This is a genomic window from Clostridium sp. CM027 (assembly GCF_024730565.1).
In the GTDB taxonomy this organism is placed as follows: domain Bacteria; phylum Bacillota; class Clostridia; order Clostridiales; family Clostridiaceae; genus Clostridium_AD; species Clostridium_AD estertheticum_B.
In genome coordinates, this window is the sequence record NZ_CP077725.1 from 2,888,304 (window position 1) to 2,905,398 (window position 17,095).

General features: G+C 32.3%; 13 protein-coding genes. 12 read left to right on the top strand and 1 reads right to left on the bottom strand.

The features are described from left to right. Positions 1–76: 76 nt before the first annotated feature. Positions 77–1,456: a UDP-N-acetylmuramate--L-alanine ligase gene (murC, locus tag KTC92_RS13680; RefSeq protein ID WP_220286280.1), complete on the bottom strand. Its 1,380-nt coding sequence runs from the start codon at positions 1,454–1,456 to the stop codon at positions 77–79. 336 nt (positions 1,457–1,792) lie between these two features. On the opposite strand from murC, the gene purR reads away from it, so the two are divergent. The 12 genes from purR (at position 1,793) to KTC92_RS13740 (ending at position 17,092) form a co-directional block, all read left to right on the top strand. Further along, the gene (gene purR / locus KTC92_RS13685) at positions 1,793–2,614 is read left to right on the top strand and encodes a pur operon repressor (RefSeq protein WP_216303791.1); all 822 of its coding nucleotides are present in this window, start codon (positions 1,793–1,795) and stop codon (positions 2,612–2,614) included. A gap of 96 nt (positions 2,615–2,710) precedes the next feature. Next, a complete protein-coding gene (spoVG, locus tag KTC92_RS13690) occupies positions 2,711–3,007 on the top strand; it encodes a septation regulator SpoVG (RefSeq protein ID WP_165412342.1) in 297 nt (98 codons plus the stop codon). A 166-nt stretch (positions 3,008–3,173) separates the two neighbouring features. Continuing rightward, the gene (glmU, locus tag KTC92_RS13695) at positions 3,174–4,544 is read left to right on the top strand and encodes a bifunctional UDP-N-acetylglucosamine diphosphorylase/glucosamine-1-phosphate N-acetyltransferase GlmU (protein ID WP_216303792.1); all 1,371 of its coding nucleotides are present in this window, start codon (positions 3,174–3,176) and stop codon (positions 4,542–4,544) included. A 243-nt stretch (positions 4,545–4,787) separates the two neighbouring features. Beyond that, positions 4,788–5,759, top strand: a complete 972-nt coding sequence (locus KTC92_RS13700; RefSeq protein WP_165412340.1) for a ribose-phosphate pyrophosphokinase — start codon at positions 4,788–4,790, stop codon at positions 5,757–5,759. 307 nt (positions 5,760–6,066) lie between these two features. Continuing rightward, positions 6,067–6,753, top strand: coding sequence for a response regulator transcription factor (locus KTC92_RS13705; protein ID WP_165412339.1), 687 nt, complete (start codon positions 6,067–6,069; stop codon positions 6,751–6,753). Continuing rightward, the gene (locus KTC92_RS13710) at positions 6,754–8,175 is read left to right on the top strand and encodes a HAMP domain-containing sensor histidine kinase (protein WP_165412338.1); all 1,422 of its coding nucleotides are present in this window, start codon (positions 6,754–6,756) and stop codon (positions 8,173–8,175) included. A 52-nt stretch (positions 8,176–8,227) separates the two neighbouring features. After that, positions 8,228–9,160 (top strand): S1C family serine protease, encoded by a 933-nt coding sequence (locus KTC92_RS13715; RefSeq protein WP_165412337.1) that lies wholly within the window; start codon positions 8,228–8,230, stop codon positions 9,158–9,160. Between the two features lie 227 nt (positions 9,161–9,387). Then, positions 9,388–9,951 carry an aminoacyl-tRNA hydrolase gene (gene pth, locus KTC92_RS13720; RefSeq protein WP_165412336.1) on the top strand — a complete coding sequence of 188 codons (564 nt, stop codon included), beginning with the start codon at positions 9,388–9,390 and terminating at the stop codon, positions 9,949–9,951. A gap of 56 nt (positions 9,952–10,007) precedes the next feature. Next, positions 10,008–13,529 carry a transcription-repair coupling factor gene (mfd, locus tag KTC92_RS13725; RefSeq protein ID WP_220286281.1) on the top strand — a complete coding sequence of 1,174 codons (3,522 nt, stop codon included), beginning with the start codon at positions 10,008–10,010 and terminating at the stop codon, positions 13,527–13,529. 74 nt (positions 13,530–13,603) lie between these two features. Continuing rightward, positions 13,604–14,599, top strand: a complete 996-nt coding sequence (locus KTC92_RS13730; RefSeq protein ID WP_220286282.1) for a peptidylprolyl isomerase — start codon at positions 13,604–13,606, stop codon at positions 14,597–14,599. Between the two features lie 246 nt (positions 14,600–14,845). Next, complete coding sequence (spoVT, locus tag KTC92_RS13735; protein WP_165412333.1) at positions 14,846–15,397, top strand: stage V sporulation protein T; 552 nt, start codon at positions 14,846–14,848, stop codon at positions 15,395–15,397. Positions 15,398–15,553: 156 nt separating this feature from the next. Then, on the top strand, positions 15,554–17,092 hold the full coding sequence (locus KTC92_RS13740; protein ID WP_216304587.1) for a polysaccharide biosynthesis protein: 1,539 nt from the start codon (positions 15,554–15,556) through the stop codon (positions 17,090–17,092). Positions 17,093–17,095: the final 3 nt, after the last annotated feature.

Here is a 17,095-nt window from a genome sequence, read left to right on the forward strand (position 1 = left end):
AAGACGTAGACTTAAGCCTTAAGTATTATGGATTATTTTATAATTTCATAAAAATACTTTAGATAAATATAAACAATTATTTTAGGTACATTTCTCCTATTTTAACGATGTCTCCTGCACCCATTGTAAGAAGAATATCTCCTTCTTTTAAATTATTGTTAAGATGATCAACAATTTCATCAAAGCTATGAAGATTTATGCAATTTACACCTTTCTCTCTTATTCTATCTCCAAGCATACTTGAACTTATTACTCCAGTATCTTTTTCCCTGGCAGCATAAATATCTGCTAGTATTAAATTATCCATATCATAAAAAGAATCTGAAAAATCTTCAAATAAGCTTAATGTTCTTGAATAAGTATGGGGTTGGAAAACACAATAAATTTTATTATGAGGATAATTTTTTGTAGCACTTAAAGTTGCTTTAATTTCTGTAGGATGGTGGGCATAATCGTCAATAACAGTTACGCCATTTTTAATCCCCTTTAACTCAAATCTCCTATGTGTACCCTTGAAACTAGAAAGGCCGCGCGTAATTGAGTTTTCAGAAAAATTAAGGATTAGTGCGGTGCCTATACTTGCAAGAGCATTTAGAACATTATGCTGCCCAGGCACATTAAGATTTATTTGAAATAATCTGTGACCCTCTTTGTATACATCAAAGGTGGCACAACCTAATTCATTATAACTAATATCTTTTGCCTTAAGCATTCCGTTATTTATTCCGTAAGTAAGTATGCTACAGTTGTAATTATGATTATGGAGAATAGTTTTAACATTTTCATCTTCCACATTCGCAACTAAATAACCTTCTTTTGGTATAATATTAATGAATTTTATGAAGGTATCTTTAATGTGATTTATGTCTTTATAGTAATCTAGGTGATCCGCATCTATGTTTAATATTGTTCCTATATAGGGAAAAAACTTTAAGAATGATGCTTTATACTCACAGGCTTCTGTAATAAAATAGTCGCTATTTCCAGCTAAAACATTACCTCCGATAGCATCTAATTCTCCACCCACGAGTATTGTAGGGTCTACATCCTCTTTTAAAATGATGTGGGCAAGCATTGAAGTGGTAGTAGTCTTACCATGTGTACCCGCTACTGCAACATTATATTTGTGACCTTTCATAATTTGACCTAAAAATTCAGCCCTATCTATTAAAGGAATGTTTAACTCTTTAGCCTTAATGTATTCTGGATTTTCAGGAGAAATAGCAGCAGTGTAAACTACTAAGTCTGCAGTATTTATGTTATCACCATTATGGCCTATATAAATTTGAACACCTTTTTCTTTAAGTTTGCTTGTGATATGTGATGAATTCATATCAGACCCAGAGACTGTATAGTTGTTTTTTATGAGTATTTCAGCAAGACCACTCATACTTATACCACCGATTCCTATGAAATGAACTTTTTTGTTTTTATCTCTTATAAAATCAAAAGACATTATATCAACTCCTTAAAAATGATTATGACTATTTAGTATATGCAAATCGCATTAGTATTGATTATAACAAATAAATGTATATATGTACGTCTTAATTATATACAAAAATACAAAAAAACTAAACACATTATAGAATAATATTTTTTGAAAATGCCTTGCATCAAATTATAAAGCTTAAAAGCTGTCAACAAGTTTTTGCACGTAAAGTAACTAAATCTCTTGAAATTAGCTATTAGGCATTGTAATAAAGATAAAAAAGATTTACAATTAAAATACGAATGATAGTAAGAATTTTACAAAGTAAAATTCGTAAAATAAAGATATGGGTGAGATATTATGAATAAATATAGTAGAAATCAAAGAGTTACAGGTATTACTAAAATATTAACAGAAAATCCTAATAAGACAATTAATCTAAAGATGTTTACGGAATTATTTAATGCAGCTAAATCCACAATTAGCGAAGATATTGTTATTGTCCGTGAAACTTTAAGTGAGTTATCTATGGGAAGAGTGGAATCGGTGGCAGGCGCAGCTGGTGGAGTGAAATATATTTGCGGGGTCTCAAGGCAAGAAGGTATAACATTTGCAGAAAAATTATGTGAAATTTTAACACAGAAGGACAGGGTGATACCAGGAAATTTTATATATATGACTGATATTATGTATAATCCAGAAATAGTGCACAAAGCAGGAGTAATCCTTGCATCTGCTTTTAGTGAGTTAGACATAGACTATGTTGTAACAGTCGAGACTAAAGGGATACCACTTGCGTATGAAGTGGCAAAAATGCTTGGCGTTCAATTAGTTATTGTAAGGCATGATCCGAAGGTTACTGAGGGCAGTACTGTTAGTATCAACTATGTATCTGGATCTAGTAACAGAATTCAAACTATGTCTCTTTCAAGAAAGTCTATAAAAAAACAGAGCAAATGTATTTTTATAGATGACTTTATGAAAGCTGGAGGAACTGCAACAGGTATAATTAATTTGCTTAAAGAATTCGAAAGTAAACTTTTAGGTATTGGAGTTCTTGTTGATAATATTCAAAGCGGTCATAAATTAATAGCAGAATACATATCGATTATTCAGTTTAAAGGAATAAACGAGGAAGGTAACTCTGAGTTAACTCCATCAAAAAACTTTGAAAAAGTGTAATATTCAAAAGATTTAATTTTTATTTACAATTTAAGAAGGAAAAACCCAAGTTATAGAGAAATAGTATAACTATAACGCAACTTGGAGGTGGAGTGTATGGAAATCACAGACGTTAGAATTAGGAAAATAGCTACAGAGGGGAAAATGAAGGCGATTATATCAATAACTTTTGACAATGAATTTGTTGTTCATGATATTAAAGTGATAGAAGGGCAAAGTGGACTTTTTATTGCTATGCCAAGTAGGAAAACTCCAGATGGGGAATTCAAGGACATAGCACACCCAATAAATACTCAAACAAGAGAGAAGATTCAATCAGCTATATTGGATGAGTATGAAAAAGTAAAAAATGAAAAACCAGTAGAAGAGGTAGAAGAAAATTTAGAAGTATAAAAAAGGGGGTTACCCCTTTTTATTTTATAAAGAAAATATTAAAAACGGCCAAGGTTGGTTGCAATTAAATGTTATATAAAATATAATATAAGAAGTGTTTTAATTGAAGAAAAGATAAAATAAAATGTGTGAATATGTCGAATTAATATATAAAGAGGTGTTTAATTTGTATAAATGCGCTATAATATTAGCTGCAGGTCAAGGAAAAAGAATGAATTCTAATATGCCTAAGGTTGTACATAAGGTTTGTGGTAAAGAAATGATAAACCATGTTATTGACATTATGAGAAAGGCAGATATTGAAATGGTTGATGTGGTAATTGGAAAAGGAGCCGCGCAGGTTAAAAAAGTATCAGAAGATAGAAAAATTAATTACTCCGTCCAAGAAGATCAGTTAGGCACAGGACATGCAGTAATGTGTGCTAAAGAGTTCCTAAGTGGGAATGAAGGTACGGTAGCAATATTTGTTGGAGATGGTCCACTAATTACTGAATGTACAGTTAGGAGACTATTAGATTATCATGAAAAAGGTGATTTTAAAGCGACTATATTAACTTCAAGTATGGCTGAGCCTGCAAAGTATGGTAGAATAATTAGGGATGAAAATGGTGAGGTTAAAAAAATTGTTGAGTTTAAAGATTGTACAAAAGAAGAAGTATTAGTTAAAGAAGTAAATTCTGGAATGTATTGCTTTAGCATAAAAGAATTACTTAATAGTTTAGATAGATTAAATAATAATAATGCTCAAGAGGAATACTATTTAACAGATGTTATTAGTATATTAAAGGAGCAAGGGTTTAAGGTTGGAGCTTTTGATGTGCCAGTTGAAGAAATTACTGCAGTTAATTCAAAGGTAGAGCTTGCAGATGCAGAGGCCATTATGAGAAAAAGAATAAATAGAAAACATATGGAAAATGGAGTTACAATAATTGACCCTAATAATACATACATAGATTCAGAAGTTATAATAGGAAAAGATACTACTATATATCCAGGGAATATTTTGCAGGGTAAGACTATTCTTAAAGAAGAGTGTGTTCTTTACCCTAATAATAGAATTGCGGATAGCATTATAGGAAACGGAGTTTCAGTTCAAAGTTCTGTTGTAATTGAAAGCCAGATAGGCGATCAAACTACTGTTGGACCTTTTGCGTACATTAGACCAGAAAGCAATATAGGTAAACATGCTAGAATAGGAGATTTTGTTGAAATTAAAAAATCAACTATTGGAGATAATACAAAGGTATCTCATCTTACTTATATTGGTGATGCAGAGGTAGGAAGTGGATGTAATTTTGGCTGCGGAACTGTAGTTGTAAATTATGATGGAAAAGCAAAATACAAAACTATAATAGGCAATAATACGTTTATAGGATGCAACACTAACCTAGTAGCACCTGTAAAGGTTAATGATAACGCGTACATTGCGGCTGGTTCTACAATTACAAATGAGGTGCCTAAAAATGCTTTGGCAATAGCTAGAGCAAGGCAAAAAAATATTGAAAATTGGGTAGTGAAATCAGGACACAGCAAATAAAATAACAAGCATACAATCAATAAGTAAATTATAAAGGGAGGTGTAAAACTGATTTTTTCAGCAGAATGTGTATATAAAAACTACTAAACGCGCATTGAATGGTATGTAAGATTTTAATGTGAGAGTATTAACCCTAGTAGTTGAGTCTCGTGATGCTGACGTTCTATTTAGTGTATAGAATGAAAATTTATATGAATTGTATTAAAATATGATTTGTTATGATTTTAGGAATCAGAACTACATATGATAAACCACGGAAAGAATATTAAAATTTTTACGGGCAACTCAAATCCTAAATTAGCCGCAGATATAGCTGACATACTAGGATTACCAATTGGAGCTTCAGAAGTAGGAACTTTTAGTGATGGAGAAATATCTGTTAATATACATGAAACTGTCAGGGGCGCAGATGTATTTGTTGTTCAATCGACTAATGCACCAGTAAACGATAATTTAATGGAATTACTTATTATGATTGATGCATTTAAGAGAGCTTCAGCAGGAAGAATAACTGCGGTTATACCATATTATGGGTATGCAAGGCAGGATAGAAAAGCAAAAGCTAGAGATCCAATTACAGCAAAACTTGTGGCAGATATTATAACAACCGCAGGAGCAGATAGAGTACTGACTATGGATTTACACGCAGCTCAAATACAAGGATATTTTAATATTCCTGTTGATAATATGACTGGGACACCTATACTTGCAAAATACTACATCAAGAACGGATTTAAAGATAGGGACGATGTAGTTGTAGTTGCACCAGATCTTGGAAGCGTTGCTAGGTCAAGAAAATTTGCAGATAAGCTACATGCATCAATAGCGATAATTGATAAGAGAAGACCAAAAGCTAATGTTGCAGAAATTATGAATGTTATAGGTGATATTAAGGGGAAAACTTGTATCATGATGGATGACATGATAGACACTGCGGGAACAATAACTAATGGAGCGAATGCTTTAGTTAAACTCGGAGCAAAAGATGTTTATGCTTGTTGCAGTCATGGCGTATTATCAGGGCCTGCTATTCAAAGAATAAATGATTCGGTAATAAAAGAATTGATAATATTAAATACAATTGATATGCCAGAAGGTAAACAATGCGAAAAATTCACTACATTATCTGTAGCGCCAATTTTGGCGGAGGCTATAAAGCGAATATATGAGGATGTTTCGGTAAGTAAATTATTCGAGGAAGATTCCAGTTTATAATACATATTTTAAAATAGTGATGCTCTATTATTTTTATAATTGGGCATCGCTATTTTTTTATAATCTGGATTTACATAATAATGGGATAGTAAGTATACTATATAGACTCAGTACTTATGTAGAATGTTTAAATTATTATCGGAAGTGGTGAATAATTTGTAACATTTAATAAAAACTAATAACTTATCATTAAAGTATGATAAATTATTAATAAGATAAATTAGCATGTTGACTAGTTATTTTTCAAAGATGAATGATAGAAAAAAATAGAGGGAAAAAATAGAGGAAATAATTTGGAGGTACTGATATGGAAGGAACTATAGGGAAAATACTAATAGTTGATGATGATAAAAATATTGCTGAGGTAATTAAAATGTATCTTGAGAATTCAGGATATGCAACAAAAGTAGCATATGATGGCAGGGCTGCACAGGAAGCATTTCTAAGTTATAAACCAGATTTGGTGCTTTTAGACATAATGTTACCGTATATTGATGGAATCGATGTTTTGAAATGGATAAGAAAAGAGAACGAAACACCGGTTATTATGCTTACTGCCAAAGGGGAAACATTTGATAAGGTATTGGGGCTAGAACTTGGAGCGGATGACTATGTAGTTAAGCCTTTTGAGCCAAAAGAAATAATTGCAAGAGTGAAAGCTGTGCTTAGGCGTTATAACTTAGATAAAGGTGGTAAAGAGGTTTTAAATTTTGAGGATCTAGAAATTGATATTAATTCTTATAATGTTACATATAAAGGCTCAGAGGTAAAAATGCCACCTAAAGAATTTGAACTAGTACATTATTTAGCTCTTAATAAGAATAGAGTTTTCACAAGGCAACAACTCTTATGTGAGGTTTGGGGATACGATTATCCAGGAGACTCTAGAACAGTGGATGTGCATGTTAAAAGGGTAAGAGAAAAGCTTCAAGGAGGTCCAAATTGGCAAATTGAGACTGTTTGGGGAGTGGGATACAAATTTGAGGTGAAATAGATGTTTAAAAGAGGGCTGTTTTTTAAGATGTTAGCCACCTATACTATTATAATTTCAATGAGTTTAATAATTATTGCCTCTTTTTTGTCTTATTGGTTCCAAAATTATTTTTTCGAGCAAAGAAAAGAACAATTTTTGGATAAGTCATATATGATACAAGGGCTTGCTATGAAATATATGGCTGGGGATGCTACTTCGGAAAAATTAAATGACGTAATGACAATCATTGCTGAGTATATAAAATCCGATATTTGGCTTACAGATAGCTACGGTTGTGTTTATTTGGTATCTAATAAAGAGCATAAGGAGTTTATGGGAAAACAGGTTTTTGCTGAGCAACTAGATCAGCTTAGGCTTGGGCATACGTTTGAGATTACAGGCCCTTATGCTGGAATATTTGATAACACGGTAAGAGTTTACGGTACGCCAATAAGAACTGAGGCGGGCACTTTTAAGGGAGCTATAATATTATGCAACTCAATTGAAGAATTAAGCCAATCTTTAAAACGTGTTTATGAAATAATTTGGATATCTGCAATTTTTGCAATAATATTCTCTTGTATAGTTATATATTATTTTTCTCAAAAAATAATTATAAAGCCTTTAGCAGAGATTAATTCAGTAGCTAAGAAGATATCTAATGGGGATGTTTATAAGAGGGTTTATTTAAAATCTAATGATGAAATAGGAGAACTCGCTCAATCATTTAATTTTATGGCTGATTCTGTAGAAAAAAACGAGAAAAATAGACGCGAATTCATATCCAATGTATCGCACGAGATTAGATCTCCTATAACATCAATTAAGGGGTTTATTGGTGGGATACTAGATGGGGTAATTCCAGAGGAAAAGGAAAAATACTACTTATCTATTGCCTATGAGGAAATTCAAAGACTAACAAGGCTTGTAAATGACTTATTAGATATGTCTGCAATTGAAGCTGGGGAGTTTAGTTTGAAGATTATGGAAGTGGATATTAATGAAATCATTAGACTTACAGTTATAAAAAATGAAACAAAAATTAAAGAGAAAAAGGTCTCTGTAGATGTATGCTTTGATGAAGATAATTTATTTGTAGCAGGAGACAAAGATAGATTAGTACAAGTGATTACAAATCTATTGGACAATGCAATAAAATATGTAAGTGATGGTGGGAAAATAAAGATTAGTTCAAAATCTAAAGGAAGAAATGCATTAATATCTGTGTTCAATGCTGGTCCGCAAATAGCTGAGGAAGATTTATTGCATATTTGGGATAGATTTTATAAAGCGGATAAATCAAGAACAGCAAAAGATAGTACTGGACTTGGATTATCTATAGTTAGAAATATAATAACTCAATTACAGGGTGATATATGGGTTGAAAATAAGGACAATGGTGTTTATTTTACTTTTACATTAACGAAAGTGAATAATTTATAATGAAATAAAATTTATATAATATAGATATGACCAGTAGGGAGGGGATGATGCTATGGATAATAAGGATAACTATGAATCTTGTAATGAAGTAAGAGATGCTTTGTGGAAGAATGCAGATTTTGGCAAGGACATCTTTAGCGAAATTAAATTTAGAAAAAACAACAAGAAAAATTATTTCAAGACATTTTTAAAAGTAATTAGTTTTATGCTGATAGCAGCCCTATCTGGGGGGATTACAGCCCAGTATATAATTAATAAGGGGAAAGTACCAAAAGTGACTAGTAGCAATTTAAATTCAGGTGTAAGAGAAAACGATAATATTCAAGAGGCAGATGATAATCCTATTTCACAAGTTGCACAAAAGGTAGCACCATCAGTAGTTGGCATTAGTAGTAAAGCAGAAGAATTGTGGGATACACCAGAAGGCAATGGTTCAGGGATTATATTTAAAAGTGATGGATATATTATTACTAATTATCATGTAATTAAAGGTGCGACAAAAATAAAAGTGAAACTGAGCAATGATAATATTTTGAAAGCAACAGTTGTAGGCACGGATGTTATATCTGATTTGGCGGTTATAAAAGTTGAAGCTAGTAACTTGCCTATTGCAAAATTTGGCGATTCATCAAAGGTTAAAATTGGTGATATAGCTATTGCGATTGGTAATCCACTAGGAAAACAGTTTTTAGGAACGGTTACTGCGGGTATTATAAGCGCATTGGATAAAAGAATTAATATTGTTGATAAAAAAACAGGTGAACAAACTATCTATAAAGTAATACAAACTGATGCAGATATAAATCCAGGGAATAGTGGTGGAGCGTTATGCAATATCTATGGAGAAGTTATTGGTATAAATAGTTTGAAAATTGATTCATCCAGTGAAACTTACGGAATGGGGTTTGCTATTAATATAAATGAAGCTAAAGAAGTTATTAATGATTTGATGACTCATGGTAAAGTTATTAGACCACTAAAATAGCTTAATTAAGGTTAATAATATAATCTTAGCAGTTATATAGGTTAGGCATAGCAGACTACTAGTTATTTTTAAAGATAAATCATAACAAAAGAATAAATTATATGGTAATTTTTATGTAAAGTTGTGGATTAAAATACTTTTTTAGTATAATATTATAAATAAGGCATATGAAAAAATAATTATGTGGTAGACATAAGGTTTAAACATAATAATATTTGGGGGTAATAATGTATTTGGTAGTTGGACTAGGAAACCCAGGAAATGAATATAGGTATACAAGACATAATGTAGGATTTGATGTAATAAATTTAATGGCAGAGAAGTATAATACTTCAATTAATAGGATAAAATTTAAAGGAGTATGTGGAGAAATTATCATATCAGGGGAAAAAGTTATTCTTTTAAAACCTAGTACATATATGAATTTAAGTGGAGAAAGTGTGCGCGAAGCAGCTTCTTTTTATAAGATTCCAAATGAAAATATCATCATAATGTATGATGATATTAGTTTGGATGCAGGTAAATTAAGAATACGAAGTAAGGGTAGTGCTGGTGGACATAACGGGATAAAAAGTATTATAGCTAACATGTCGTCCGACATATTTCTAAGAATAAAAATAGGGGTAGGACAACCGGAAAAGGCGCTAATACCTCATGTTTTAGGGCGATTTTCTAAAGAAGACCGGGTGCTTGTAGAAAAGACTTTTGAGGCTAGTATAAAAGCTGTTCAAACGATAATAGCAAAAGGATATACGGAGGCTATGAATCAGTTTAATGGATTTAATGCTTAAATAAAAATATTATTGGAAGATTATCTATATTTATGGAGTGAGTGAGAGGTGTTAACATGAGACTGAGTGGGCTTATGAAGCCTTTGAAAGAGAGTAATCAATTTAAAAGTATACTAAGCAATATAGAAGAGAAAATATATCCAATTGGCGTATATGGACTTTCGGAATCAGCTAAGAACTATTTAGTGAATGGTGTGTACGAGCAATTAGATAAATCTATATTGATTTTAACGCATAGTGATGTAGAGGCTAAAAATATTTACGAAGACTTATCTTTTTATGTAAATGATGTGTACTATTTTCCAACTAGAGAAATGGGATTTTATAATGCGGATGCTGTATCTGGCGACTTGAGATGGGAAAGACTTAAAGTAATGAAAAAAATTACTGAAAGCGGTAAAAAAATAATAATTACTTGTATTGAGGCTTTGGCAGCGACTTATATGCCTATAGATTTGCTCCGAAAATATATTTTCAAATTAGCTGTAGGGGGCAATTTAAATTTAAATGCGTTTTCGGAAGAATTAATTGAATGTGGGTATGAAAGGGTAGAAAGAGTAGACACAAAAGGTCAATTTTCAATAAGGGGAGGAATTATAGATTTATATCCCCCTATTTCTGCGTTACCTTTTAGGATAGAACTCTATGACGACGAAATAGATTCTATAAGGACATTCAATATTGAAACTCAGAGGAGTATTGATAAGGTATCCGAAATAGATATATTTCCAGCAAAGGAAATGATATTAACCCAGGAAATTAGGGAAAAAGGATATAACAAAATAAAGGAAGACCTAATCAATGTGGTAGGTAGCTTTAACAAGAAAAAAGATAAAGAAATTATAAAAAAAATAACTTCATTAGTTGATATTAATTTGGAATCACTTAAAGAAACGTGGAGTTTTAAAGATGTTGATAGCTATATGCCTTACTTTTATGATAATGTATCTTCTTTTTTAGATTATATGAAGGGATCATTTATAGTGGTTGATGATTCACAAAGGTGCCTAGGTAAACTAGATAGCGTGTATTTCGAATTTGAAGAAAATTACGAGAATTTTTTAAGACGAGGAAGTATACTGCCTAAACAAGCAGAAATTTTAATTGATAAGCAATATATATATGAAGAGTTAGAGAACGTAGAAGTTATTACAATAAACGCTATTGCTAAAAGCACAACAGTGCTTAAGCCAAGGGACATAGTATCTTTTTCTCAAATTACCAATTATGATTACCATGGCCAATTAGACATGCTTATTGAGGATATAAAGGACAAAAAAAGTAAAGGATACAAGATCGTAATTCTTTCTGGTACAAGAACTAGAGGGGAGAAATTAATAGATATACTTAGGGATAGAGGCATTGAAAGTGTCTATAAAGACAGCATTTCTCAAATTGAGTTTGGAGAAGTGGTTGTAACCTTTGGTAATCAATTAAAGGGCTTTGAGTATCCGCAGCTGAAATTATGTGTTATTTCCGATAAAGAGGTTTTTGGTGGATCAAAAAGAAAAGCTACTAGTCGTTCTAGTAAAAAGGGAGTAAGTAAACTTAAAAGCTTTACAGAACTTAAATTGGGAGACTACGTTGTTCACGTAAATCATGGAATAGGCGTATACAAAGGAATTAAGCAATTGGAAGTTCATGGACATAAAAGAGATTACTTGCAACTGAGTTATAATGGTTGTGATAACCTCTATGTTCCGGTAGAACAATTAGATTTAGTACAAAAATATATTGGAAGTGAAGGCAAAGCTCCAAAGATTAGCAAATTAGGTGGGCTAGAATGGGTTAAGGCTAAGAATAAAGTTAAAAACTCTATTGCAGATATTGCAGAGGATTTGGTAAAACTTTATGCAGCAAGGGCTACACTTAAGGGCCACAGATATAGCAAGGATACTGTATGGCAAAAACAGTTTGAAGAAGAATTCCCATTTGAAGAAACTCCAGATCAAATAATAGCAATTGAAGAAATCAAAAAAGATATGGAGTCGGATAAACCAATGGATAGATTGATATGTGGTGACGTTGGGTATGGAAAAACAGAAGTAGCCGTTAGAGCGGCATTTAAAGCGGTTATGGATGGAAAGCAAGTAGCGTTCTTAGTACCAACTACAATACTCGCTGAGCAACATTATAAAAATCTTACCAAAAGATTTTCAGACTTTCCAGTAAAGGTTGAAATGGTAAGTAGATTTAGGACACCTGCTGAGCAAAAAGTTGTCATTAAGGCGACAAAAGAAGGAAACGTAGATATATTAATAGGAACGCACAGAATAATTCAGCAAGATGTAAAATTTAAAGACCTAGGGGTATTGATTATAGATGAGGAACAACGATTTGGGGTTACTCATAAGGAAAAAATAAAAAGTCTAAGAAAAAATATAGACGTGATTACGCTAACAGCTACTCCAATTCCAAGAACATTGCATATGTCGCTTACTGGAGTGCGCGACATAAGTGTAATTGAAACGCCACCAGAGGAGCGGTATCCAATACAAACCTATGTGGTAGAATTTAACGATCAATTAATAAGGGATGCGATGCTGCGAGAACTAAATAGAAAGGGGCAAGTTTTCTTTGTGTACAATAGAGTAGAAACTATCAAAGAAATGGCAGCATTTATAGGAAAGCTAGTTCCTGAAGCTAGAGTGTGTATTGCGCATGGGCAAATGACAGAAAGAGAATTAGAATCTATTATGATAGATTTTATGGAGAACAAGTATGATATATTGATGTGTACAACTATTATTGAGACGGGAATAGATATTCAAAATACAAATACAATTATAATTTACGACGCAGATAAGATGGGACTTTCTCAGCTTTACCAATTAAGAGGTAGGGTTGGTCGATCAAATAGAATAGCTTATGCATATCTTGCTTATAAAAAAGATAAGGTGTTAACAGAGGTTGCTGAAAAAAGACTTAAAGCAATTAAGGATTTTACGGAGCTAGGGTCAGGTTTTAAAATCGCAATGAGAGATCTGGAAATTCGGGGTGCTGGAAATATGATGGGCGGTGCCCAACATGGTCATATGGCTGCGGTAGGCTATGATTTATACTGTAGGATGCTCGAAGACACAGTGAAAAAAATAAGAGGCGATATAGAAATGGAGCCTATTGAAACTTCTGTTGAAATTAAAATAGATGCGTATATTCCTAGTACTTATATTGAAGATGAGTCGCAGAAAATTGAAATTTACAAGAAAATTGCGGCTATTGATTGTAACGAGGATATGGTAGATATACAAGAGGAAATAGAAGATAGGTTTTCAGACATACCATCAAGTGTTGTAAGTCTTATGAATATCGCTTATCTTAGGTGTATATCAAGCAAGGTGGGGATAATAGAAATCAAAGAGGTAAAGGAGGAGATAATATTACAATTTGATAGTAGCGAAAGAATAAATCAAAAATTAGTTAAAGCCTTGATTAGTAAATATAATAGAAGTATTGTATTTAAATTAGGGAATAAGCCTGCCTTTGCATACAAGATTAAAAATTTAAACAAAGAAGAGGTGATTGCAAATCTCATAGAGATTGTGAATCATATAAAAAGTATAGTTGAAATAAAGTAAAATTGTGTTAAAATTAATGGGTATCGTAACAGAGCTTTACACGGCGATATTACATATAGAATGGGGGAAATATAATGAAAAACGTAAAAAAAATAATTGGCGCGGCTTTAATAACTATATTAGCTACATCATTAAATGGTTGTAATATGATTGAAAAAACACCTAAGGGCATTGCTAAAAGTGTAGTTGCGAAGGCTTTCGATGCTAAAATAACTAAAGGACAGGTTGACGAACAATTAGTAGGTGTTATTAAACAATTTGAAACGCAGTATGGAGCAAATTATAAAACTAATGCTGAGGCTATGGCAGAATTAACAAAGCAAAAACAGCAAGTAGTAGAAGGTATGATTACTGAAAAAATTGTGGATTATAAGGCGGAAGAGTTAAAATTAATGCCTACCGAAGCTAAATTAAATGAAGAAACAAATAAGCAATTAGCAGAAATTAAGAAAAGTTTGGGAACAGATGCGAAATATAAAGAGGCTTTAGCACAAACAAGCCTTACAGAAGAATCTCTAAAAGCAAGAATAAAGCCAAGTATTATTCAAGATGCACTATTCACTGAAGTTACAAAAAATGTTAAAGTTACTGAGGCACAGGAAAAAGCATATTACGATGCTAATCCAAACCAGTTTACAGAAAAACCGAATACAATTCATGCAGCTCATATTTTAGTAGCAACAGAACCGGAAGCTATAGCCATTAAGAAACGTTTAGACGCTGGTGAAGATTTTGCGAAAGTCGCAAAAGAAAAAGGTACAGATGGAACTAAGGACAATGGTGGAGATTTAGGAGATGTAGAGTATAATGATGCTCAAATGGATAAAACCTTTATGGCAGCAGCTATTGCTTTGCCAAAAGGTAAAATCTCAGCACCTGTTAAAACTCAATATGGATGGCATATAATAAAGACTATAGAAAAAAAAGAATACCCTGTAAAGAAATTTACAGCTGTTAAGGCAGAAGTAGAAAAAACGCTTATAACACAGGGAAAAGAAAGTGCATGGACAGAGGCTATGACAAAATGGAAAAAAGAAGCGAATATAAAGCAATATCCGAAAAATCTATAGCATTTTAATGACATTTCAGAAGGAAAGTCCCCCACTTCTATAAGTGGGAGTATAAATCTACTTCTGGAGTCGTTAAAATTGCAGCTCCGCAGGAGACGATTTAATGTATAAAGAATACCTTTAATATGGAGGTATTCTTTATTTTTATTTAAACATTTGCAAATGTGCATAAAAATTCAAGTTTAGAAAGATAATAATAAAGCTAGTATATTATATAAAACTTTATATAAGGAGGGAATTATTTAAATGAAAGCAACCGGAATAGTAAGACGTATAGATGATTTGGGAAGGGTTGTTATACCTAAAGAAATAAGAAGAACACTGAGAATACGAGAAGGAGACCCACTAGAAATATTTACTGATAGAGAAGGTGGAGTTATTTTAAAGAAATATTCACCTATAGGTGAATTAAGTGAATTTTCTAGAGAATATGCTGATTCATTACAACAAAATATAGGAAACATAATAATTATATGCGATAAAGACAACATAATATCTGTAAGTGGTTGTCCTAAAAAAGAGTATGTAGATAAAAAAATTAGTAATGAATTAGAAAAAGTAATGGAAAATAGAAAGGCTGCTGTATTAGGTGAAGGTTCAGAAAAAGTTATATCACTGTATGATGATGAAATGGAAAATAAATACCATGCTCAAGTAATTGCGCCTATAATAGCAGAAGGGGACGCAATTGGAGCAGTAATAATAATATCTACAGAGCTAGAAGCTAAATTTGGAAATTTAGAATTAAAGCTAGCTGAAACTGCAGCCTCTTTTCTAGGAAAACAAATGGAACAATAAACCTAAAAGTATATATTACTCAGCGAAGTGAAACATATTTGCGGTAATATATACTTTTGTTTTTTGAAGTATTAGTAATAATAAGCCCTTAAATCAAATATTCATAATTAGAGAATGTAATTCTTACATACACCACGGGAATATAAGGAGGTTATTATGAAGAAACATTCATTGATAAAGGGGACTATTATACTTGGGATGGCAGGAATATTTGCTAGATTTTTAGGGTTGTTTTTTAGAATTCCAATACAAGCACTTATAAAAGATGAGGGGATGGGATACTACCAGATGTCTTATCCATTGTATATGATGTTTGTAGCAGTAGCTTCAGGTGTGCCCATTGCTATGTCTAAGATTATTGCGGAGATGACCGCTAAAAATGATCAGGAGGGAGCGCACCAAGTCTTAAGACAAACACTTGTTTTAATGATTATATTAGGCGGAGCAGCTACTACACTTATGTTAATGTTTGCAAGGCCTATTATATCAATGCTTAAATGGGATCCTAAATCATATTACTCTTTTTTGGTAATTGCTATAGCTCCAATTTTTGTTTCCGTTATGTGTACTTTTAAAGGCTTCTTTCAAGGGCTACAAAATGTTAGACCTACTGCTGTTTCGCAAATAGTAGAACAGTTTGGAAGAGTTGTCGCTGGAGTTTTATTTGCATATTTATTGTTTCCAAAGGGGATTGAATATGCGGCTGCAGGAGCGGCCCTTGGAACCCTTGTTGGTGCAATTATGGGAAGTATATACTTATTTTTAACTTATACTAAAATGAAAAAAGGGCAGTCAGTAAGGAAAAAAACAAAGCACAAGCATATTTTAGCTGATTTAAGTAAGGCTGCATTACCAATATCTTTGGGTGCTGCAGTGGGTACGGTTATGGCACTGATAGATTCTATGTTAGTACCGCAGCAACTTCTAAAAGCTGGATTTTCGCAAACACAATCCGCCGTAATGTATGGTCAGCTGACTGGGAAGGTATTTACATTGATGAATGTACCTTTGGCTCTTTCAATGGCTCTGTGCACATCTCTAGTGCCTATAATTGCTGAAGCGTTTTATTTAGGAAGAAGTGGGGAACTTATTAAAAGAGTAGATATGGCTGTGAAATTGTCTAATGTTATCTCGCTGCCGTCTTCTTTAGGGATGTTTTTTATGGCTTATCCTATAATGAATTTGGTTTTTATGAAAGATGCGGCCGGATATGAAATACTACAATATATATCAATATGCATACCTTTTGTAATTTTAACGCAAACCAGCACTGCGATACTTCAAGGCGTAGGCAATTATATGAAGCCTGTATACAATTTGGCATTAGGGTGCATCGTAAAGGTTATTATAACGTACGTATTAGTCTCGCTTCCATTTGTAAATATCTATGGGGCAGTTATAGGAACCATTTTAGGATATGTTACAAGTTGTTTATTAAATATGCACGATCTAAAGAGAAATTTAAATATAAAAATCAACAGTGTAGACTCTTTTGTAAAACCAGCTATTGCTGCTATTATAATGATAGTTGCAGTTGTATTTAGTAACGCTAATGTCTATAATTATACAAGGAGCAGTGGATTATCTTGTTTAATATCCATATTAATAGGCGTTATTGTTTATTTAATATTTATTTTTTTGCTTAGAATATTTGAATATGAGGAAATTAAAAAGAAAGTTTTAAAGCAAAAATAAAGG